Raw genomic sequence first — 20149 nt, forward strand, 5'->3', positions numbered from 1 at the left:
GTGGGATCAAGCAGGGGTGGGACGGCTCGCGCTACTGGTTCAAGAACAGCAAGGGTGAGTGGCGCTGGACCACGCACTACGACGTCTACCTCGACCGGACCGGGGGCTCGTCGTCCTCGGCGGCCTCGACCTCCTCGGCGTCCTCGTCCGGTGGGATCAAGCAGGGGTGGGACGGCTCGCGCTACTGGTTCAAGAACAGCAAGGGTGAGTGGCGCTGGACCACGCACTACGACGTCTACCTCGACCGCACCGGGGGCTCGTCGTCCTCGGGCTCGGGCTCCTCGACCTCGGCGTCCGCGGACTCCGCGGCGCCCGCGGCGGACGGGGACGTCGAGACGGCCGTGCTGTTCGCGCTCGCCCAGCTCGGCAAGCCGTTCATCACGGCCGGCAACGGGCCGGACGGCTACGACTGCTCGGGCCTGGTCCAGCAGGCCTTCCGGCGCGGCGGGATCGACCTGCCGCGGGTGGCCAACGACCAGTACGCGGCGACCACGCCGGTCAGCGCCAGCGGACTCCGGCGCGGCGACCTGCTCTTCTGGTCGACCGACGGTAGCGCCCGGGGCATCCAGCACGTGGCGATCTACCTGGGGAACAACCAGTACGTGGAGGCCGCCCGGCCGGGCACCGACATCCGCATCTCCGGCATCAGCAGCGGCTACTACCCCACCCATATGGGCCGGCCCTGAGGCCTGCGCGCGCCGGTGCCACCACGCCCGGGCCGGGGGGGGGGGGGGGGGGTGTGGGGCAGCGAGGGGGGGTGGGGGGGGGGGGGGGGGGGGGGGGGGGGGGGGGGGGGGGGGGGGGGGGGAGAACGCACTCCCCCCCCCTCCCCCCCCCCCCCCCCCCCCCCCCCCCCCCCCCCCCCCTCCCCCCCCCCCCCCCCCCCCCCCCCGGCCCGGGCGTTCGGTGTGAGGGTTCGGGGTGGGCGGTGCGCAGGAAGTCGGACGGGCCGACTTCTTGCGCGGAGGGGTCGGGTACGGAGGGGGCGCGCAGGGCGCAGAGGGAGCGCGTACGGAGTGGGTGAACGCCGGTGATCGAGGGCGTGCGGACCGGCGGTCGCGAGGGTGTGCGGCGGGTAGGGTAGGCCGCCTGGCCTGGGCACATGCCGCTGTCACGGGGCGGGGCACAGTTCGGCGGGAGGGCCCGCTTCCGAGGCATGGGGACCGGCGCGGCGGGGGTACCACCTCGGGTGGCGCCGGCACGGCTGACGGGGGCGCCGCCCGGTGCGAACGGTACCGGGGGAAGTCGAGGGGCAGGGGACGTTGTGATCGTCTGGGTCAATGGCACGTTCGGCGCGGGCAAGACGAGTGCCTGTCGTGAATTGGTGGAGCTGCTGCCCGGCAGCATGCTGTTCGACCCGGAGCTGATCGGGTTCGGGCTGCGCGGGATGCTGCCGGCCGACCGGCTGGCGACGGTGTCGGACTTCCAGGACCTGCCGGCCTGGCGCCGGCTCGTCCCCGAGACGGCGGCCGCGCTGCTCGGCGAGGTGCCGGGCCCGCTGGTCGTCCCGATGACGCTGCTGCGGGAGGAGTACCGGGACGAGATCTTCGGTGCGCTCGCCTCGAACGGCATCACGGTGCACCATCTCGTGCTGGATCCTGAAGAAACGATCCTGCGAGAGCGGATATCCCGGCGCGAGGAGGTCCCCGGCGATCCGGAGCACAGCGCGCGCATCCGGCAGTGGTGCCTGGAGCAGGTGCCCCGCTACCTGACCGCCCGCCGCTGGCTCGGCCGAGACGCCCGGCTGGTCGACAACGGCACCCTGACCCCGCGCGAGACCGCCGCCCGGCTCGCCCAGCTGGTCCGGGAGGGCTCCGCCCGCTGCCCGATCGTGCAGACCCCCGACCCGACCGGCGACACCGTGGCCTCCGCCGTCCTCTTCTTCGACGAGCAGGACCGGGTGCTGCTGGTCGACCCGGTCTACAAGCCGGACTGGGAGTTCCCCGGCGGCGTGGTCGAGCGCGGCGAGGCGCCGACCGACGCCGCCCTGCGGGAGACCGCCGAGGAGCTGGGGCTGCGCCTCGACCCGGCCACGCTGCGCCTGCTCGCGGTCGACTGGGAACCGCGCACCGGCCCGCGCCGCGGCGGCCTGCGGCTGGTCTACGACGGCGGGCTGCTGGACGCCGACGCCCGCCAGAGCCTGCTGCTCCCGCAGGAGGAGCTGCGCGGCTGGCGCTTCGTCAGCCTGGAGGAGGCCGCCGGCCTGCTGCCGCCGGGCCGTTACCGCCGGCTCGCCGCCGCGCTGGACGCCCGGCGCAGCGGTGAGCTGCGGTACCTGGAGGCCGGGCGGCGGGCCGCGCTGGGCCTGGCGAGAGCGGCCGACGCGGCGTAGCGGCGGGGGCGGTGCGGGGGCCGGGCCGGTCCGGGGTGGCGGCCCCGGGCTGGTTGTGGCGCGGCGGCCGGGGGATGCCCGGGCATGCCGCACCGGTGGACCGGTGACGGCAGGATAGGGGCATGCCGTTCACCTTGAGCCATCCGGCCGCCGTCCTGCCCCTGCTGCGCGCGGCGGGGGCGCGCGGGCCGCTGGTCGCCTCGGCGTTGGTCGCCGGGTCGATGGCGCCCGATGTGCCGTTCTTCGCGGATTCGCTGCTGCCCGGCCTCTACGGGCGGGGCGGGCTGACCCATCAGTGGTGGGCGGTGCCGACGCTGGACGTGGCGATCGCGGGCGTGCTGGTGGCGGGGTGGCACGGGCTGGTGCGCGGGCCGCTGGTGGGATTGCTGCCCGACCGGTGGGCGGGTGCGGCCGAGGCGCTGACGGCCCGTCGGGGCGGTGCCACGAGGGCGGGCGGCGTCGTGGACGCGGCGTGGTTCGCCGGTTCGGCGGCGCTGGGCGCGGCCACCCACGTCGGCTGGGACGCCTTCACCCACGAGGGCCGGCTGGGTGTCACGCTGCTGCCGGTGCTGGACCGGACGGTCGCCGGGCTGCCGCTGTACACCGTGCTGCAGTACGGCAGTTCCGCGCTGGCGCTGGCCGCCCTGGCCGGGCACCTGGGGCGGGCGGCCCGGGCGGTGGAGCCGGTCCGGCCGCAGGTGGTGCTCCCCGCGGGGGTGCGGCGGACGGCCGTCGCGGCGCTGGGTGCGGCGATGGCGGCCGGGGTGGTGCACCGGCTCGCGCCGCTGCGGCGGAACCTGATCCCCGAGTTCTGCTTCGGGGCCGGAGCGGGCCTCGCGGTCGGCGCCGTCGGCTACGCGCTGGTGCACGCCGCCGCACGGCGGCTGGGGAGGTGGGGCGGCACCCGCCCGGGCGATCGCGAGCGCGACCGCGAGCGGGTGCCGGTGTGACCGCCGGGCGGCCTCAGGCCTTGCGCAGTTCCGCGTAGCGGCGCAGGAAGAGCGCCTCGGTGAGCGCCATCCGCTCCAGCTCCAGCGGGTCGACGCTCTCGTTGACGGCGTGGATCTGCGTGGTCGGCTCCTCGACGCCGATCAGCACGATCTCGGCCTGCGGGTAGAGCGAGCGCAGCGTGTTGCAGAGCGGGATCGAGCCGCCCTCGCCGGACGCGACCATCGCGGTGCCGAAGGCCTCGGCCATCGCCTCGCCCATCGCCTCGTACGCCGGGCCGGAGGTGTCCGCGCTGAAGGGCGCGCCGTTGCCCTGCCGCTCGATCCGGATCTGCGCGCCGAACGGCACCTGGGCCTCCAGGTGCGCGACCAGCGCGTCCTGCGCGGCGGCGGTGTCGGTGCCCGGCGGCACCCGCAGGCTGACCAGTGCCTTGGCGGCGGCCTGGACGGAGGAGGTCGCGCCGATCACCGGCGGGGCGTCGATGCCGAGGACTGTGACCGACGGACGGGCCCAGAGCCGGTCGGCGACGGTGCCGGTGCCGGTCAGCGCGACGCCGTCGAGCACCTTGGCGTCGGCCCGGAACTGCTCGTCCGCGTACTGCACGCCGGACCACGTCTGGTCGCTGACCAGCCCGGCCACCGCGACGTCGCCGTGCTCGTCGTGCAGCGAGGCCAGGACCTTCACCAGGGCCTGCAGGGCGTCCGGGGCGGCGCCGCCGAAGGCACCGGAGTGCAGGTTGCCGGCGAGCGTGGTGATCGCCACCTCGACCACCGTCATGCCTCGCAGCGAGGCGGTGACGGTGGGCAGGCCGGCCGCGAAGTTGCCGGTGTCGCCGATCACGATGGCGTCGGCGGCGAGCAGCTCGGGGTGCGCCTCGGCGTACCGCTCCAGGCCGCCGGTGCCCTGCTCCTCCGAGCCCTCGACGATGATCTTCAGCCCGACCGGGTAGGCGTTCCCGTACACCTCGCGCAGCGCCCGAAGGGCCGTCAGGTGCATCAGGATGTTGCCCTTGCAGTCGGCGGCGCCGCGCCCGTACCAGCGGCCGTCGCGCTCGGTCAGCTCGAAGGCGGGGCTCAGCCACGCGGACTCGTCGAGCGGAGGCTGCACGTCGTAGTGGGAGTAGAGCAGCACGGTCGGTGCGCCGGCCGGGCCGGGCAGCTCGGCGTAGACGGACTGGGTGCCGTCCGGGGTGTCCAGCAGCTGCACGTTCGTCAGGCCCTCGGCGGCGAAGGCGTCGGCGACCCAGCGGGCGGCCTTCTCGCACTCCTCGACCGGGAACTGGCGCGGGTCGGCGACCGAGGGGAAGGCGACCAGCTCGGCGAGGTCGGTGCGGGCACGGTCCATCAGGGACCGGACGGCGTCGGCCAGGGGCTGCTGCGGCATGCGGATGCTCCGGGAGGGCGGGTCCGTCCGGGGGGATGGTCCGGGCGGACGGTGCTGACGGGGATACCGCCGATCATAGGCCGAGTCGAACGGGCGGCCCCGGGGGTCCCGCGGACGCTCGGGGCGGCGCGGCGGGCTCCGGCTCACCCGGCCGCATAGGATTGCTCGACGTGACTGACTCCGGAAGCTCCGATTCCCGTAGCCCGCTCGACGCCGCGGCGTCCGGACAGCCGTTCGAGCGGCAGTCCCACGAGCCGCAGCCCGACGAGCCGCAGCCCGACCGGGCGGCGCCCGGGACCGACCGCCTCGACGGCGTCTGGGACGTCGTCGTGGTCGGTGCCGGACCGGCCGGCTCCTCGGCCGCGCACGCCGCCGCCTCGCAGGGCCGCCGGGTGCTGCTGCTCGACAAGGCCGAACACCCCCGCTACAAGACCTGCGGCGGCGGCATCATCGGGCCCTCCCGGGACAGCCTGCCGCCGGACTTCCGGCTGCCGCTGCAGGACCGGGTGCACGCCGTCACCTTCGCGTACGGCGGGCGGTTCACCCGGACGCGGCGCTCGAAGCGGATGCTGTTCGGGCTGGTCAACCGGGACGAGTTCGATCTGCGCCTGGTGCAGGCGGCCAAGCAGGCCGGCGCCGTGCTGGTCACCGGAGTGACCGTCACGGGCGTGGAGCAGCGCGGCGGCGAGCACCGGACGGCGGTCGTCACCGCCGCCGACGGCCGCACCTTCGAGGCGCGCGCGGTGGTCGGCGCGGACGGCAGCGCCGGCCGGATCGGCCGGCACGTCGGGGTCTCCTTCGACCAGATCGACCTCGGGCTGGAGGCGGAGATCCCCGTCCCGCCCTCGGTGGCGGCCGACTGGGCCGGTCGCATCCACCTCGACTGGGGGCCGCTGCCCGGCAGTTACGGCTGGGTCTTCCCCAAGACCGAGGCCGGCAGCCTCACCGTCGGGGTGATCTCGGCCCGCGGCGACGGTGAGCGGACCAAGCAGTACCTGGCCGACTACATCCGCCGGCTCGGCCTGGCCGGCTTCCCGCCGAGCGTGGAGTCCGGGCACCTGACCCGCTGCCGGGCCGAGGACTCGCCACTCTCCCGCGGCCGGGTGCTGGTCGCCGGCGACGCGGCCGGCCTGCTGGAACCGTGGACGCGCGAGGGCATCTCGTACGCGCTGCGCTCGGGCCGGCTGGCCGGCGAGTGGGCGGTCAAGGTGGCCGAGGCGGGCAACGCGGCGCAGGTGCGGCGCGAGGCGCTGAACTACGCGTTCGCCATCAAGGCCGGGCTGGGCGTGGAGATGCGGGCCGGCAAGCAGATGCTGGCCGCGTTCGAGCGCCGGCCGTACCTGTTCCACGCCGCGGTCTGCCTGGTCGCCCCGGCCTGGCGGGCGTTCGCCCGGACGACCCAGGGGCACACCACCTTCGCGCAGGTAATGCGGCAGTACCGGGCGGCGCGGAAGCTGACGTCGCTGGCGTCGCGGTAGCGGTCTGCGCGGGGGCTCCCGAGGGCGTGCGGCCACGCTCTCGGGAGCCCGGCGCTCACTTGAGCCCGGCGTCCAGGGCGGTGATGAGGGCGCCTCCCGGCGTGTCGCCGGTCATCTCCCAGATCATCGCGCCGAGCAGGTTCTTCGACTTCAGTGTGGTCTTGCGAGGGACCCCGGCTGTTCACGGCCGGGAGGAATCGCATCCCGAGTCCTGCGGCGTGGAGCATTCCGGAACATTGGAGGGTTGCCTGTCGGTGGCGGCTGTTACGGTTCCCGCCGTGAAGCTCGTGGTGCGGGTCAAGCTGCTGCCGGATGCCTCCGCGGCGTTCGCGTTGCGCTCCACCCTGCGAACGGTCAACGAGGCGGCGAACTGGGTGTCCGTCGTGGCGTTCGAGCACGGAGTCCCGCGTGAGTACGAGCTGCGCAAGCACACCTACGCCGAGTTGAAGGCGCGCGGTCTGGGAGCCCAGGCCGCCCAGCAGACCATCAAGAAGGTCCGCGACGCCTACACCACGTTGAAGGCGAACATTCGGGGCGGGAACCTGGGCAGGCCCGGGTCGAAGCGCCGCCGCAGGGCGGAGTCGAAGCCGATCACGTTCCGGGCGGAGGCCGCGCAGCCGTACGACGACCGGTGCCTGTCCTGGCAGTTGGACCGGCAGACTGTCAGCATCTGGACGACGGTCGGGCGGCTGAAGAACGTGCGTTTCGTGTGCTCGGCGGAGGCGCTCACGATGCTGCGGGGCCACCGCAAGGGTGAGTCCGACCTGATCGAGCGTGACGGCGTGTTCTACCTGATCGCCACCTGCGATGTTCCCGAGAAACCGGTCGACGAGGACCCGGTCGGGTTCATCGGGGTGGACCTGGGAATCGTCAACATCGCCACCACCTCGACCGGGTACCGTGCCGCCGGCCGTGGCCTGAACCGGCACCGCAAACGACAGCTCCACCTGCGGCGCAAGTTGCAGGCCAAGGGCACCAAGTCCGCCAAACGGCTCCTCAAGAAGCGCTCCCGCAAGGAAGCCCGGCACACCGCCAACGTCAACCACATCGTCTCGAAGACCATCGTCGCCACCGCTGAACGCACCGGCCACGGGATCGCCCTGGAAGACCTCACGGGCATCCGCGACCGGGTACGGCTCCGCAAGGACCAGCGGCAACAACTGCACTCGTGGAGCTTCCACCAGCTCGCCGCCTTCGTGGAGTACAAGGCGAAGCGCGCCGGGGTGCCGCTGGTGTACGTCGATCCGGCGTACACCAGCCGGCAATGCTCCGCATGCCACCACGTCGACCGGAAGAACCGGGCGACGCAGTCCGAGTTCGCGTGCCGCGCCTGCGGCGTCATGCTGCACGCGGACCACAACGCGTCCCGCAACATCGCCCGCAAGGGCGAGGCCGCGTGGACCGCGGGGCGTGAGTCACGCGTCCCAGCCACTCCACAGGTGGCTCAGACGTGGAAGGCCACGCGGCAGCCAGCCGCACCCTACCCACAAGCCCGGTCCTTCAGGACTGGGTCAAGTTGACGTAGGCCGTCTTCTGGCCGATCGACCAGGCGTCGTCGTCGGTCCACCACTGCCCGCCCGCGCCGGTGTAGCCGTACGTCGCGATCGACTGCGGGTCGTGGTGGACGGTGAGGTCGGGGAAGGTGGTGATCAGGTTGTTGTACCCGCGGGTGCCGGCCTCTTCGGCGAACTGGCCGGGCGCCGCGCCGGCCGCGCTCTGCCACTCGCCCGCCGCGCCGCCGTCCGCCACGCCCTGCCAGCCGCGCCCGTAGAACGGGAGGCCGATGGTGAGCTTGCGCGGGTTGACCCCGGCGCCGAGGGACGCCTGGACGGCCGCGTCCACGCTGAAGTGGAAGGTGTACGGGTCCTAGGCGTCCGCGTAGAGGTTGGCCTGGTGACCAGCCCTGTTCGGCTCCCAGGAGTTGTCGCTGCCGGCGCCGTGGAAGTCGTAGCCCTGGACGTTGGCGATGTCCAGGTAGCCGAACCAAGGCGTCAACAGGTCTGTACCACTGGGGAGTTGGGGTGCTCGGTCAGGCCCGCCGCGGGGCGCCGCTCAGTTCGTCACCGAGCGGGCTGCGACTGTAGAGCACCGAGCGGCCGTGCCGGGCCCGGGTCACCAGGCCGGTGCGGTACAGCACCGCCAGGTGCTGGCTGATCGCACCCGGGGTGACCCCCAGCCGGTAGGCCAGGTCGGTGGTCGAGGCCGGTTCGGCCAGCACCGCGAGCAGCCGGGCCTTCGGGGCGCCGAGCAACTGCTCCAGCGCGCGCGGGGTGACCGGGGCCGGCCGGCCGGCCATCCCGCCCTGGCCGCGCGCCGGGTAACCGATCTGCGGTGCACGGTCGTTGCTGATCATCGTGACCGCCCCGCGGGCGAAGAAGGTCGGGGTCAGCACCAGCCCGCGCCCGTCCACGGTGATGTCGTGGTCCTGCGCCGACCAGCGGCGGTTGATCGAGAGCACGCCGTCCTCCCAGTACAGCCGGTGGTCCAGGTCGGCGAAGAGCGTCGCCGCGCCGTGCTGGGAGAGCACCCGCGCCCGGTACACGAGGTCCGCCTCCAGCACCGCGCGGGCCTGCGGCCACCAGGTGGGGGAGAGGCAGACCTCCCAGTACTCCTCCAGCGCGTCCGCGATCCGGGCCAGCAGCCGGGCCGGATCGGCCAGTCCGGCCGCCAGCGGAGCGGGCAGCGGTGCGCCCTGCGGCAGGAAGGTCTGCTCCAGCTCGGGGCGCAGCTGCTCCGGCGGCAGCGCGCGGACCACGGCCAGCTCGCTGCGGAAGTCGGCGGAGGGGGTGGCGGGGCGGGGCGTGAGGAAGTCCGGGATCCAGCGGTTCCCGGCGACCAGCGAGCGCAGCAGCGTGGAGTCCAGCCGTTCGAAGGCCGGGCGCAGCCGCTCGAAGGCGGGGGCCTGCAACACGTAGACGCCCGGGTGGGTCCACATCCGCAGGCTGAGGGCGGCCTCCTGGATCGGCGAGCAGGCGAACCAGGTGGTGGCGAGGTCGGCCAGGCCGAGCCTGAACCTGTGCATGTCCCGCCCCCCGGTGGCTGCCACTTTTAGCCAGAGCCTAAATCAGTACTGCGGGGTGGGAGAACGGGGTGTGATCATCGGCATGACCACCTCGCAGGCGGAGACCTCCGCACCCGACTCCGACCTGACCGGCGCGGGTGCGTCCGGCGCCGGTTCGTCCCGCCCCGGGTCGCCCGGCGTCGATTCGCCGGGCGCCGGTCCGTCCCGCGCCTCACGGCTGCTGCACCCCGATCCGATGGTGCGCCGGCTCGCCGGGCTCACCCTCGTCAACACCGTCGGCAGCGGGCTCTCGCTGGCCGTCGGCGTGCTCTTCTTCACCCGCGTCCTCGGGCTGAGCGCCACCCAGCTCGGGTTCGGCCTCACCGCCGCCGGGCTCTGCGGGGTCGCCGCCAGCCTGCCGGCGGGCCGGGCCGCCGACCGGTGGGGTGCGCGGCCGGTGTTGGTGGTGCTGGTCGCCGTGGACGCGGTGGGAACCGCCTGCTACGCCCTGGTGCACAGCTACCCGGCCTTTCTGGCGCTGGCCTGCGTCGTCACCGCCGTGGACCGGGGCTCGGCCGCCGTGCGCAACGCGCTCTACGCCGAGGTGCTGCCTGCCGACCGTCGGGTGGCCGGCCGGGCCTACCTGCGGGTGGTGACCAACGTCGGGATCTGTCTCGGCACGGGGATCGGCGCGATCGCGCTCCAGATCGACACCCGGCCGGCGTATCTGACGGCGATCCTGGCCGACGCCGTCTCGTACGCGGTGGTCGCGGTGCTGTTCCACCGGCTCCCGGACGCGCGGGCGGCGCGGAAGGCCGAGGCGGCGTCGGCGGGATCGGCGGTCGGATCCGCGGGCGGGCCGACCGAGGGGCCGGCTGAGGGGTCCGCGGCCGGGGCGTCGGCCCGGGCGGCGGAAGGCGAGGGCGTCGGGGGCGGACGGCGGCGCAACCCCGCACTGCGGGACGGGCCCTTCCTGGTGGTGACGGTGCTGAACGCGCTGCTCTGCCTGCAGTTCGCGATGCTGGAGGTCGGCGTGCCGCTCTGGATCGTCCACCACACCGACGCGCCCAGGATCACCGTGGCCGCCACCATGGTCGTCAACACCGTGCTGGTCATAGCCCTGCAGGTACGGGCCACCCGGGGCACCGAGGACCCGGCGACCGCCGCCCGGGTCTGCGGCCGGGCCGGACTGATCCTGGCCGCCTCCTGCCTGGTGCTCGCGCTCGCCCACGGCCTGCCCGCGGCCGTCGCCGCGGTGGTGGTGCTCTGCGGCGTCGCCCTGCAGGCGCTCGGCGAGGTGCTCAGCCAGGCCGGCGGCTGGGCGCTCAGCTACGACCTGGCCGGCGACCGCGACCACGGCGCCTACCAGGGCGTCTACAACGCCGGCACCTCCGGCGCGATGATGATCGGGCCGGCCGTGGTCAGCAGCGCCGTCATCGCGCACGGCCTGATCGGCTGGTCCGTCCTCGGCGGGGTGCTCGCGGCGGCCGGGCTGGCCATGGGCCCCGCCGTCCGGTGGGCCCGGCGACGCGGCCGGGCCACCGGCGAGTAGGGCGGGGCCGACGGACAGCCGCCGGGCCTGTCAGGACTGGCCGGGGACCAGGGCGAGCGCCTCGATCTCGATCAGCACCTCGGGCAGGAACAGCGCGGCGACCTGCATCGCCGAGCTGGCGGGGAGCGGCGTGGAGCCGAAGTGCTCGTCCCGCGCCTCGCGTACGGCGGGCATGAACGCCATGTCGGTGACGAAGTAGGTGAGCTTGACGACGTCGGCGAAGCCGGCACCGGCGGCGGCCAGGCAGCGGCTCAGGTTCTCGAAGACCTGCCGCGCCTGCGCCTTCGGGTCGCCGGCCCCGACCAGCTGCCGCTGCTCGTCGAACGCGACCTGGCCGGAGACGGCGACCAGGCGGCCGGTGCCGGTGACGACCTGGGTGTAGCCGGTGCCGGGGGCGACCCCGGGCGGCTCGGTGATGTGGGTGAGGTGCGGGGTGCGGGAGCTCATGGCCCCCATCGTGGCCGACGAATGATCACCGCACCAGCGCCTTTCGCCGCCCGGCCGGTCAGTGGACCACCTCGGGCAGCTCGCGGCAGTACGGACGGTCGGCCGCGGGGAGGCCGGCGGCCGGGCCGCCGGCCCGCAGCACCACGTCCAGCACGGCGTCCGGGGCGCAGGCGTAACCGCCGCTCGCCCAGGCCGAGTTGGCCTCGACCACCGCCCAGCGGCCGCCGTCCAGCGGACCGACGTCGATCACGACGGCGCTCGGCAGCGTCCCGGCCGAGGCGGCCAGCACGTCCGCGGCGAAGGCGGTCACCTCGGCGCGGTACCGGTCCTCGTCGAGCGGCGCGACGTCGAGGTCACCGTCCACGGCGTAGCGCGAGGCGGTGCGCACCTCGCCGTCCAGGACGAACAGCCGGTACTCGCGGAGGAACCGGACCACCTCGCTGGCCAGCACCGGGGTGTCGTCGTCCAGCGCGTCCGGGCCGGGCAGGCCGGAGCCGTCCGGGTAGACCTTGGCCGGGAACAGCTTGTCGCCCGGCGGCTTGAGGAACATCGGGCGGCGCAGCCGGCGGGCCTCGGCCAGCGTGGTGAGGGAGAGCGGCCGGCCGGTCAGCTCCTGCGGCAGGAGGGCCGGCCAGTCGTCCGGCGGCTGCAGCAGGCCCAGGCCGAACGCGCCGCCGACCGCATCGCCGAACAGCGGGCCGCCGTAGACGTGCACGGACGCGCCGAGCAGCTCCGCCGGGGCGCGCCAGGCCGTCGCGGTGTGCGCGTGCAGGCCGCGGCGGCCTGCGGCGGTACGGAGCTGCAGACCGGTGTCGTTGATCCGGGGCGCGAGCAGGAGGACGGCGTCGGTGGTCATGTGCACCGATGCTGCCGTGCCGGGAGGCGGGCCGACCACCGGTTTTCGGGGCGAAGGGGTGACGGGTCTCGCGGCGGGTGGCTCTGGCCGAGTGGCGGGTGGGCATGTCAGAGTCGTCCGGGCGGCGTCCGAGCAGGACCGACGCCCGGCAATCCGACCCACCCTCAGCCGGAAAGCAGGCCCGCACCGATGACCCGCGAAGTGCCCTTCGTCCGCGTCACCACCACCGACGCCGTCACCACCCTCACCCTCGACTCGCCGCACAACCGCAACGCGCTCTCCACCCGGCTGATGGCCGAACTGACCGCCGGCCTGACCGCCGCCGCGGCCGACCCGGAGGTCCGCGCCGTGGTGCTCGGCCACACCGGCAAGGTGTTCTGCGCGGGTGCGGACCTCTCCGAGGCGACCGGTGCGGACCCGACCGTCGGCCCGCGCGGCCTGGTCGACCTCCAGCGGGCCATCGTCGACTGCGCGAAGCCGGTGATCGCCGTGATCGACGGGCACGTCCGGGCCGGCGGCCTCGGGCTGGTCGGCGCCGCCGACCTCGCGCTGGCCGGGCCGGCCGCCACCTTCGCGTTCACCGAGGTCCGGCTGGGCCTCGCGCCGGCCGTCATCTCGCTGCCGCTGCGCCCCAAGCTGGACCCGCGCGCCGCCTCCCGGTACTACCTGACCGGCGAGGTCTTCGACGCCGCCGAGGCCGCCCGGATCGGCCTGATCACCGAGGCGACGGACTCCGCGGAGTCCACCGGCACCGCGCTCAAGGGACTGCTGGACGCGTTGCGGCTCGGCTCGCCGCAGGGCCTCGCGCAGTCCAAGCGGCTGGCCAACGCCGAGGTGGTGCGTTCCTTCGAGCGGGACGCCGACGAGCTGGTCGAGCTGTCGGCCAGGCTGTTCGGCTCGGACGAGGCGCAGCAGGGCATGCGGGCCTTCCTGGAGAAGCGGCCGGCGCCCTGGGCCCGCTGAGGGAGGGCGTGCGGCGCGGCGAGGTGGTGTGCTCGGTGATCTCCGTGGCGCACGAGCGTGGCACCCGTCGGCGGATTTCGGACGGGGTTCCGGGCCGGCCGAGCCGGGTGTGATGTTGGCCGCCTGCCCGGTGGCGGCGCCCTACGGACCGGTAACGTGGCCGCATGTCGATCACCCGTTCCCTGTTCTCCGCCGTCCGGTCCGGCGGTCGCCGCGCCGCCGGCCGCCTCGTTCACCGGGGCTGGCAGTGGGTGCAGCGGGCCGGTGCGGTGTCCAGCGAGAGCCCCGGGCCGTACCGGTTCGGCGAACTGGGCGCGGGGACGAAGCTGACCTTCCCGCTGGGCGCGGTGTTCAACGAGCAGTGGATCACCATCGGCCCGTTCTCGATCATCGGCGAGCGCGTCACCATCAGCGCCGGCTTCCTGCCCGGACTCGACCTCGGGCCCGAGCCGATCATCCGGATCGGCGGCGGCTGCGTGATCGGCCGCGACAGCCACATCGTCGGCCACCAGTCGATCGTCCTCGGCGACGACGTCTGGACCGGCCCCGGCGTCTACATATCCGACCAGGCGCACGAGTACCGCGCCACCGACCTGCCGATCGGCAAGCAGTGGCCGCGCAACGAGCCCGTCGAGATCGGCGCCGGCAGCTGGATCGGCACCGGCGCGGTGATCCTCCCCGGCGCCCGGCTCGGCCGCAACGTGGTGGTCGCGGCCGGCTCGGTGGTCCGCGGTGAGGTGCCCGACCACAGCGTCGTCGCCGGCGCGCCCGCGAAGATCGTCCGCCGCTGGACCGCGGAGGAGGGGTGGCAGCCGCCGTTCCGCCACGACCCGCCCAACCCGCTCGCCGACGACATCACCGCCGAGCAGCTGCGGGCGCTGGCGGGCTGGGACTTGAGGCTGCCGGGCGAGTCGGGGGCGTGAGGGGCCCGTCGGGGTCCTGAGCTGCCCCGGGCGGGCCGCGGCGGGGCCCGGCGGGCCGGGGCGAGCCGCTGCCGGGCCCGGGCGGGCCGCGGTCGGCTCGCGGTCGGCTGCTCGCGGGCGGAGGCGACAGCTCCGGCCTCGGGTCCGCCCCCCGTTCTCTGCCCGCCGGTGCCGGTGCCGGCGTCAGGCCGGCTCCTGGGTGCGCTCGGCGTCGTGGGCGGCGATGGCGGCGGTGATGCGCAGGAGGTCGGCGGGGCGGGTGGGGTCGAGGCCGGTGAGGACGGCGATGCGGCGCAGCCGGTAGTCGACGGTGTTCGGGTGCAGATGGAGGGCGCGGGCCGTGTGACGGCGGTTGAGGCCGCCGGCCAGGTGGGTGCGGAGGGTGGCGAGCAGGTCGCCGGAGCCCGCCAACGGCTCGATCAGGGAGGCGAGTCCGGACCGGGCGTGGCTGGGCCGGCTGAGCTGGTACTCCAGCAGGACGTCGTCGAGCCGGTGCAGCCCGGGCGGGCGGCCGAAGGCCTGCGCGACCTCCAGCACCTCGTGGGCGAGCGCGGCCGCGCCCGGGACGCCGGAGGGGGTGGTCGCCGCGGCGCCGGCCTGGACGGCGGCGCCCGCCGTGCGGGCCGCCCGGTGGACGGTGTCGGCGAGCTGCTGCCAGGTGGTGACGGGGACGGCGTCCGGCCGGTGGTCGAGCGGGACGAGTGCCACACCGCCGGAGACGGTGAGCGAGGTGAGCGCCGACTGCCGGGTGCGGTGGTCGAGTTCGGCGCGGAGCCGGCGGAGTTTGCGGTGGCCGGCCACCGTCCGGTCGACGCCGGGCGCCCGTTCGTCGGGGTGGTCGGCGACGGCGAGGCAGAGCACGGCGTACGCGGGCGGGAGCCGGAGGCCGGCGCGGGCGGCGGCCTCGTCGGCGGGGGCGCCGTCGAGCAGCGCGGTGAGCAGGGCGTGCCGGGTGGCGTGCCGTTCGTCGGCGAGGCCGCGGTGCTCCTCGACGTAGCCGGCGCCGGCGGCGGAGGTGGCCTGGCGGAGCTGGTCGAGCAGGAGCCGGTTGAGGACGAGCAGGTCGGCGGCGTCGCCGTCCCGTGCCTGCCGGGTGACCAGCTCCCAGCAGACCTCCATGCCGAGGTGGTGGGCGAGCAGGACGGCGTCGAGCGGCAGCCCCTCCTCCGCCCGGCGGGCGGCGGCCTCCCGGACGGCGGCGAACTCGCCCTCGGGCGCGGGCAGTCCCGTGCGGACGGCCTGGGCGAGGGCGCGGATCCGGCGCTCGGTGACCTGGGCGAGTTCACCGGTGACCTGTTCGCGCGGCAGCCGGCGGTAGGTCGGTACGCGTTCCAGCAGGGCGGCGATGACGGTCTCGACCAACTCCGGCACGGCGCCGAGCAGCCGTTGGTCGGCGGGCACTCCACCGATCACCGGGATCCGCCAACCGGGGGCGAGAGCGGGTGAATTGTGACTGGTCACAGAAAACACCGTCCAGGTCTGGGGGACACCCAAGGGCCGGGTCGGAGGGGCGACCGCATGATGGAGGCACTCGGGTTACCTGTTGGTAACAAACTTCCGCTGTGGAGGCAACAGTTGGGAACCCCACTTCTCCGCTTCTCCGCAAGACCGGTCCGCCGCGGGCTGCTCGGCACCCTCGGCCCGGCCCTGTTGGCCGGTGCGCTGCTCGCGGGCGGGCAGGCCGGTGCCGCGTACGCGGCTGCCGGGACGGACGCGACCCCCACCGCGTCCGCCCCGTCGGTCCCGCTCCCGGAGGCACAGCCCTCCTCGGCCCAACTACCGCCGGACGGTGACACGGTGGCCTCGCCGCCGGGCGCCAACGACTGGTCCTGCAAGCCGACGGCCGCGCACCCCGACCCGGTGGTCCTGGTGCACGGCACCTTCGCCAACCGGTACGAGAACTGGCTCGCCCTCTCACCGCTGCTCAAGAGCAAGGGCTACTGCGTCTTCGCCCTGGACTACGGCACGGTGCCGGGCATCACCTCGTCCGGCAGCGGCCTGCTGCTGCCGATCGGCGGGCTCGGTCCGGCCGACCGGTCGGCGGCCCAACTCGGCGGCTTCGTCGACCTGGTGCGTGCGGCGACCGGCGCGGCCAAGGTCGACCTCGTCGGCCACTCGCAGGGCGGCATGCTCCCGAACTACTACCTGAAGTTCCTCGGGGGCGCGGCCAAGGTCGACAAGGTCGTCGGCCTGGCGCCGTCCAACCACGGGACCACGCTCGACGGCATTACCAAGCTGGCGCCGTACTTCCCCGGGGCCGCCGACCTGATCTACACCGCCTGCAACGCCTGCCGGGACCAGGCGGTGGGCTCCGCGTTCAACCAGAAGATGGCCTCGGTGCCGGACACCGTGCCGGGCGTTCGCTACACGGTGATCTCGACCGTGTACGACGAGGTGGTCACGCCGTACCGCACCCAGTTCCTCAGCGGTCCGAACGTGGACAACGTGGTCCTCCAGGACAACTGCCCGGTCTCGCTCGCCGAGCATGTGGCGATCGCCTTCTCGCCGACCGCGCTGCACCTGGTCACCAACGCGCTCGACCCGGCGCACGCGACACCGGCGTTCTGCGGCTGATCGCAGCCGCCGCGTTCGCCGCGTTCGCTGCGTGCGCTGTGTCCGCGGAGTTCGCTGCACAGGAAGTCGGCCGGTCCGACGTCCTGTGCAGCGGCATTTCAGGGGGTGGCCGTGCGGAAGGTGACCACGGCGGTCACGCCGTCGGGCCGCAGCTCGTACGTGCCCGGCCCGTCCAGCAGGGCGGCGTCGAAGCGGTCGAGGGCGGTGCCGTCCGCGAGGGCGGCGGTGCCGGCGAGGCAGAGCACGAGGGCGGTGGCGCCGGCCGGGACCTCCACCGGCCCGGGCGCGGTGACCAGGGCGAGGCCGGCGGTGGTGCGGCCGCGGCGGGTCATCACGTTGAAGTCCACCACCGGGCCGCCGAGCAGACGGCAGTCGGTGGCCGCGTCGCCGGAGAACGCGAACGGGCGGAACGGGGCGTCGACGCGGTGCTCGGCGCCGTCGACGGTCAGCGCCATCCCCGGGCCGTCGACCAGCGTGATCACCCGGTCGATCCCGGGGAACACCGAGAACGGCCCGGCGGAGGCGACGTCCGCGAGGCTCACCCGCCAGTCGAAGGCGTCCAGCCCGGCCCCGGCCGGGAAGCCGGCGACCTCCCTGGTCACCCCGCCCCCGTTGAGCCACGCCGTCGCCGGGCGCTCGCCCGCCCGCAGTACCCGGATCCGCCCGCTGGTCGTCATGGCGGCATCCTGCCACGGGGCCGGGGGAGAGGTCAGAGCAGGACGACCTCGACCCGGCTCTCCCGCAGGATCTCCCACACGACGGGGAGGCGCGGCAGCCGCGTGCGGGCGAGGTCGGCACGGTGCCGGTGGAGGCCCTCTTCGCCGCAGGTCAGGCGGTACAGGGCTCCGTCCACCGTGCCAGGGTACGGGTGACGCTCCCCGGGGCCGGTGGTGAAGGGGCGTCAGCGGCCGTGCCGGGAGCGGCGCCGCGCGCTGTGTCAGCGGCGGGTGCGGACGGTGAGGGGGAGGAAGGCGGCCAGCGCGGCGGTCACCGCGACGGTGGTGAGGGCGAGCGGCAGGCCCACGGCGTCGGCGAGGAAGCCGATCACCGGCGGGCCGATCAGCATGCCGCCGTAGCCGAGGGTGGAGGCGAGGGCGACGCCCTGCGGGCCGCCGGTGGCGCCGGCCTGGGCGATGGCGAGCGGGAAGAGGTTGGCCAGGCCGAGGCCGACCAGGACGAAGCCGGTGAGGGCGAGCGGCACCGAGGGGGCGAGCGCGGCGAGCAGCATGCCGGCCGCGGCGGTGAGTCCGCCGAGGAGCATCAGCCGGGTCTGGCCGAAGCGGATGGAGAGCCAGGTGCCGGCGACCCGCCCGCTGGTCATCGCGAAGGCGTAGGCGGCGTACCCGGCGGCGGCCGTGCCGGCACTGGCGTGGACGTCGTCGGTGAGGTGCAGGGTGGTCCAGTCGGCGATGGCGCCCTCGCCGTAGGCGGTGCAGAGGGCGGTGAGCCCGAGCAGCAGCACGAGGAGCCGGGCGTGCGGCAGGCGGTTGTCCGGCGCGTCGGAGGAGGCCGCCGGAGCCGGGGCGCGGCCGGGGGCGATCACCGGCGCGGCCGGCCCGCGGAGCAGGACGACACCCGCGGCCACGGTGACGGCGAGCCCGAGCAGGCCGCCGAGGGCGAGTGCCCAGGCGGTGGTGAGGGTGGTCGCGAGGAGGCCGCCGACGCCCGCGCCGAGCAGGCCGCCGAGGCTGTACCCGGCGTGGAAGCTGGGCATCACCGGGCGTCGCAGCTGCGCCACCAGGTCGACGGCGGCGCTGTTCATGGCGACGTTGGCCCCGCCGTACCCCGCGCCGAACAGCAGCAGGACGCCACCGAGTGCCGCCACCGAGTGGGCGTGCGCGGGCAGCGGGACGGCGAGGCTGAGCAGGGCGAGCGAGCCGACGGTGACCGGCCGGGAGCCGTACCGGAGGCAGAGCCGGCCGACCAGCGGCATGGTGGCGACGGCGCCGGCCGAGACGCAGAGCAGGGCGAGCCCGAGCGCACTGTGCGAGGCGCTGACCTGGCTGCGGATGTCCGGGATGCGGACGACCCAGGCGGCGAAGAGAAAGCCGTCGACGGCGAAGAAGGCGGTGAGCGCCAGGCGCGCGGCACCCCAGGAGCCGCCGGTGGCGCCCCGTGGGGCCCCGTCGGCTCCCCGGGGGGTGTCGGAGAGGGCGGGTGTGCTGCGAGACTCGGGGAACGGCCGGTCGGTGCGGGCATGGTCTTGGATTTTGTTTCGGAGCGGCACAAAGTAACAATAGGGGCGTGCAGCTCACTCCTTCAAGTCCGAAGCCCTCGAGTCCGAAGCCCTCAGGACCGCGGCCCGGCGCTGAGGCCGACCACGACGCGCAGCGCGAAGCCCACCGTCGCGCCGCCCCCGATCGCGGCCGGACGCTGCTCGGCCCCGCGCTCGCGCTCATCCACACCGGCCAGGCGCCGACCCGTTCGGCCCTCACCCGCGCGCTGGACGTCACCCGGGCCACCGCCGGCGCCGTCACCGCGGAGCTGGAGGCGCTCGGCCTGATCACCGTCGACTCCCGCCCGGCCGGCGGCGGACGCGGACGCCCCTCGCATCGGCTGGCCATCGACCCCGAGGGTCCGGTCGTCATCGCCGGGCAGATCCACGCCGACGGGCTGAGCGTCACCCTCGCCGGGCTCGGCGGACTGCTGGAACCGCCGGTCCACCGGCCGCTGCCCGCCGCCACCGACCCCGTCCGGATGCTGCGCGCCGTCGCCGAGGCCGGTGCCGAACTGGCCCGCAACAGCAGTCGCCGCTGCCTCGGCGCCGCCCTCGCGCTGCCCAACCCGGTCACCGAGCCCGACGGCACCGCGCTCGCCGCCCTGCACTTCGCCTGGCCCAGCGGCACGCCCGTCGCCGACCTCTACGACGTCGAGGTCGGCCGCGCCGACAACGGTCCGCGCGCGCTCGACCCGCTGCCCACGGCCATCGCCAACGACGCCAACCTGGGCGCGCTCGCCGAGTACCGGCACGGCGCCGGCCGCGGCGCCCGCCACCTGCTGCTGGTCACCTCCGGCCACCGCGGCGTCGGTGGCGCGCTGGTCATCGATGGCCGGCTGCACACCGGCAGCGCCGGGCTCGCGCTGGAGGTCGGCCACCTGACCGTCGACCCGCAGGGCCGACCCTGCCAGTGCGGCAACCGGGGCTGCCTCAACTCCGAGACCGACCCGGACGCCCTGTTCGCCGCCGCCGGGCTCACCCCCGACCCGGACCGGCCGCTGCTCGACCAGGCCCGCGAACTCTGCCGCGCCGCCGCCACCGACGAGCGCGCCCGGGCCGCCGTCGAGCACGTCATCGACCGGCTCGGCCTCGGGCTGGCCGGCGTCGCCAACATCCTCAACCCCGACCGGGTGGTGCTCAGCGGGCTCCACCTCGACCTGCTGGAGGCCGCCCCCGAGCGGCTGCGCGCGGTGGTCGCCGAGCGCTGCCTCTGGGGGCGCAGCGGCCGGGTGCCGATCGTCGGCGCGGAGCTGGCGCACGGCGCGCTGGCCGGTGCGGCGGAGCTCGCCTGGCGGCCGTACCTGGCGGACCCGCAGTCGGTGGCGGCGGGGGTGTAGCCCGCGTCCACGGAGGCGACCGGGGCGGGGTGTGGTGTGGTCACTCGGAGACTCTGCGGTTCTGTGGTTCGGCGGCTCCGCGGTTCCGCGGCGGTGGGCGGCGGGGCGAGGACCGGCAGGGCGATAAGCGGAAGCTG

Annotated in this window: 18 protein-coding genes and 1 pseudogene; 10 read left to right on the forward strand and 9 right to left on the reverse strand. The window is 75.0% G+C overall.

The genetic code is table 11. The annotated features are described in order from the left end of the window. From ACZ5WK_RS27545 to ACZ5WK_RS27555, 3 genes are all read left to right on the forward strand, one after another. Window positions 1–686 (forward strand): C40 family peptidase (locus ACZ5WK_RS27545; RefSeq protein WP_465551101.1); only part of this gene is annotated, 686 nt, incomplete at its 5' end. 578 nt (window positions 687–1264) lie between these two features. Beyond that, entirely contained in the window at window positions 1265–2332 is a 1068-nt protein-coding gene (locus ACZ5WK_RS27550) for an NUDIX hydrolase (RefSeq protein WP_465551103.1), read from the forward strand. A gap of 122 nt (window positions 2333–2454) precedes the next feature. Then, a complete protein-coding gene (locus ACZ5WK_RS27555; protein ID WP_465551105.1) occupies window positions 2455–3282 on the forward strand; it encodes a DUF4184 family protein in 828 nt (275 codons plus the stop codon). Between the two features lie 13 nt (window positions 3283–3295). On the opposite strand, the gene ACZ5WK_RS27560 is transcribed toward ACZ5WK_RS27555, so the two are convergent. Continuing rightward, a complete protein-coding gene (locus ACZ5WK_RS27560) occupies window positions 3296–4663 on the reverse strand; it encodes a M20/M25/M40 family metallo-hydrolase (protein ID WP_465551107.1) in 1368 nt (455 codons plus the stop codon). Between the two features lie 170 nt (window positions 4664–4833). Between ACZ5WK_RS27560 and ACZ5WK_RS27565 the strand changes: the two genes are divergently transcribed. After that, complete coding sequence (locus ACZ5WK_RS27565; protein ID WP_465551109.1) at window positions 4834–6141, forward strand: geranylgeranyl reductase family protein; 1308 nt, start codon at window positions 4834–4836, stop codon at window positions 6139–6141. A gap of 278 nt (window positions 6142–6419) precedes the next feature. Then, window positions 6420–7661: an RNA-guided endonuclease InsQ/TnpB family protein gene (locus ACZ5WK_RS27570; RefSeq protein WP_465551268.1), complete on the forward strand. Its 1242-nt coding sequence runs from the start codon at window positions 6420–6422 to the stop codon at window positions 7659–7661. Here the strand turns inward: ACZ5WK_RS27570 and ACZ5WK_RS27575 are convergent. Together ACZ5WK_RS27575 and ACZ5WK_RS27580 are read right to left on the reverse strand one after the other, a co-directional pair. Continuing rightward, a pseudogene (locus ACZ5WK_RS27575) lies at window positions 7660–8124 on the reverse strand (glycosyl hydrolase family 18 protein); the annotation flags it as partial. The gene ACZ5WK_RS27570 and the pseudogene ACZ5WK_RS27575 overlap by 2 nt on opposite strands. 46 nt (window positions 8125–8170) lie before the next feature. Next, the gene (locus ACZ5WK_RS27580) at window positions 8171–9163 is read right to left on the reverse strand and encodes an ArsR/SmtB family transcription factor (protein ID WP_465551111.1); all 993 of its coding nucleotides are present in this window, start codon (window positions 9161–9163) and stop codon (window positions 8171–8173) included. Between the two features lie 82 nt (window positions 9164–9245). On the opposite strand from ACZ5WK_RS27580, the gene ACZ5WK_RS27585 reads away from it, so the two are divergent. Beyond that, window positions 9246–10694: an MFS transporter gene (locus ACZ5WK_RS27585; RefSeq protein ID WP_465551113.1), complete on the forward strand. Its 1449-nt coding sequence runs from the start codon at window positions 9246–9248 to the stop codon at window positions 10692–10694. Between the two features lie 30 nt (window positions 10695–10724). Here the strand turns inward: ACZ5WK_RS27585 and ACZ5WK_RS27590 are convergent, their stop codons facing one another. Together ACZ5WK_RS27590 and ACZ5WK_RS27595 are read right to left on the reverse strand one after the other, a co-directional pair. Further along, complete coding sequence (locus ACZ5WK_RS27590; protein WP_396324814.1) at window positions 10725–11141, reverse strand: RidA family protein; 417 nt, start codon at window positions 11139–11141, stop codon at window positions 10725–10727. Between the two features lie 58 nt (window positions 11142–11199). Continuing rightward, on the reverse strand, window positions 11200–11997 hold the full coding sequence (locus ACZ5WK_RS27595; protein WP_465551115.1) for an ATP-grasp domain-containing protein: 798 nt from the start codon (window positions 11995–11997) through the stop codon (window positions 11200–11202). A 189-nt stretch (window positions 11998–12186) separates the two neighbouring features. Here ACZ5WK_RS27595 and ACZ5WK_RS27600 point away from each other — a divergent pair, with 189 nt between their 5' ends. Both ACZ5WK_RS27600 and ACZ5WK_RS27605 read left to right on the forward strand, forming a co-directional pair. Next, the gene (locus ACZ5WK_RS27600) at window positions 12187–12960 is read left to right on the forward strand and encodes an enoyl-CoA hydratase family protein (protein WP_465551117.1); all 774 of its coding nucleotides are present in this window, start codon (window positions 12187–12189) and stop codon (window positions 12958–12960) included. Window positions 12961–13124: 164 nt separating this feature from the next. After that, complete coding sequence (locus ACZ5WK_RS27605) at window positions 13125–13883, forward strand: acyltransferase (protein ID WP_465551119.1); 759 nt, start codon at window positions 13125–13127, stop codon at window positions 13881–13883. A gap of 183 nt (window positions 13884–14066) precedes the next feature. Here the strand turns inward: ACZ5WK_RS27605 and ACZ5WK_RS27610 are convergent, their stop codons facing one another. Next, window positions 14067–15344: a PucR family transcriptional regulator gene (locus ACZ5WK_RS27610; RefSeq protein ID WP_465551121.1), complete on the reverse strand. Its 1278-nt coding sequence runs from the start codon at window positions 15342–15344 to the stop codon at window positions 14067–14069. A 201-nt stretch (window positions 15345–15545) separates the two neighbouring features. Here ACZ5WK_RS27610 and ACZ5WK_RS27615 point away from each other — a divergent pair, with 201 nt between their 5' ends. Further along, window positions 15546–16457 carry an esterase/lipase family protein gene (locus ACZ5WK_RS27615; protein ID WP_465551269.1) on the forward strand — a complete coding sequence of 304 codons (912 nt, stop codon included), beginning with the start codon at window positions 15546–15548 and terminating at the stop codon, window positions 16455–16457. A gap of 98 nt (window positions 16458–16555) precedes the next feature. Here the strand turns inward: ACZ5WK_RS27615 and ACZ5WK_RS27620 are convergent, their stop codons facing one another. The 3 genes from ACZ5WK_RS27620 to ACZ5WK_RS27630 form a co-directional block, all read right to left on the reverse strand. Continuing rightward, window positions 16556–17134, reverse strand: a complete 579-nt coding sequence (locus ACZ5WK_RS27620; RefSeq protein ID WP_465551123.1) for a HutD/Ves family protein — start codon at window positions 17132–17134, stop codon at window positions 16556–16558. A gap of 32 nt (window positions 17135–17166) precedes the next feature. Beyond that, window positions 17167–17310: a hypothetical protein gene (locus tag ACZ5WK_RS27625; protein ID WP_465551125.1), complete on the reverse strand. Its 144-nt coding sequence runs from the start codon at window positions 17308–17310 to the stop codon at window positions 17167–17169. Window positions 17311–17394: 84 nt separating this feature from the next. Next, entirely contained in the window at window positions 17395–18684 is a 1290-nt protein-coding gene (locus ACZ5WK_RS27630; RefSeq protein ID WP_465551127.1) for an MFS transporter, read from the reverse strand. Window positions 18685–18830: 146 nt separating this feature from the next. On the opposite strand from ACZ5WK_RS27630, the gene ACZ5WK_RS27635 reads away from it, so the two are divergent. Further along, on the forward strand, window positions 18831–20012 hold the full coding sequence (locus ACZ5WK_RS27635) for an ROK family protein (protein ID WP_465551271.1): 1182 nt from the start codon (window positions 18831–18833) through the stop codon (window positions 20010–20012). Window positions 20013–20149 lie beyond the last annotated feature (137 nt).

The sequence above is a fragment of the Kitasatospora sp. NPDC032757 genome (assembly GCF_055579305.1).

Coding starts and splice junctions, on each gene's coding strand:
- ACZ5WK_RS27600 (WP_465551117.1), top strand. CDS start 12,187: ATGACCCGCGAAGTGCCCTTCGTCCGCGTCACCACCACCGACGCCGTC.
- ACZ5WK_RS27555 (WP_465551105.1), top strand. CDS start 2,455: ATGCCGTTCACCTTGAGCCATCCGGCCGCCGTCCTGCCCCTGCTGCGC.
- ACZ5WK_RS27580 (WP_465551111.1), bottom strand. CDS start 9,163: ATGCACAGGTTCAGGCTCGGCCTGGCCGACCTCGCCACCACCTGGTTC.
- ACZ5WK_RS27605 (WP_465551119.1), top strand. CDS start 13,125: ATGTCGATCACCCGTTCCCTGTTCTCCGCCGTCCGGTCCGGCGGTCGC.
- ACZ5WK_RS27585 (WP_465551113.1), top strand. CDS start 9,246: ATGACCACCTCGCAGGCGGAGACCTCCGCACCCGACTCCGACCTGACC.
- ACZ5WK_RS27595 (WP_465551115.1), bottom strand. CDS start 11,997: ATGACCACCGACGCCGTCCTCCTGCTCGCGCCCCGGATCAACGACACC.
- ACZ5WK_RS27620 (WP_465551123.1), bottom strand. CDS start 17,134: ATGACGACCAGCGGGCGGATCCGGGTACTGCGGGCGGGCGAGCGCCCG.
- ACZ5WK_RS27560 (WP_465551107.1), bottom strand. CDS start 4,663: ATGCCGCAGCAGCCCCTGGCCGACGCCGTCCGGTCCCTGATGGACCGT.
- ACZ5WK_RS27590 (WP_396324814.1), bottom strand. CDS start 11,141: ATGAGCTCCCGCACCCCGCACCTCACCCACATCACCGAGCCGCCCGGG.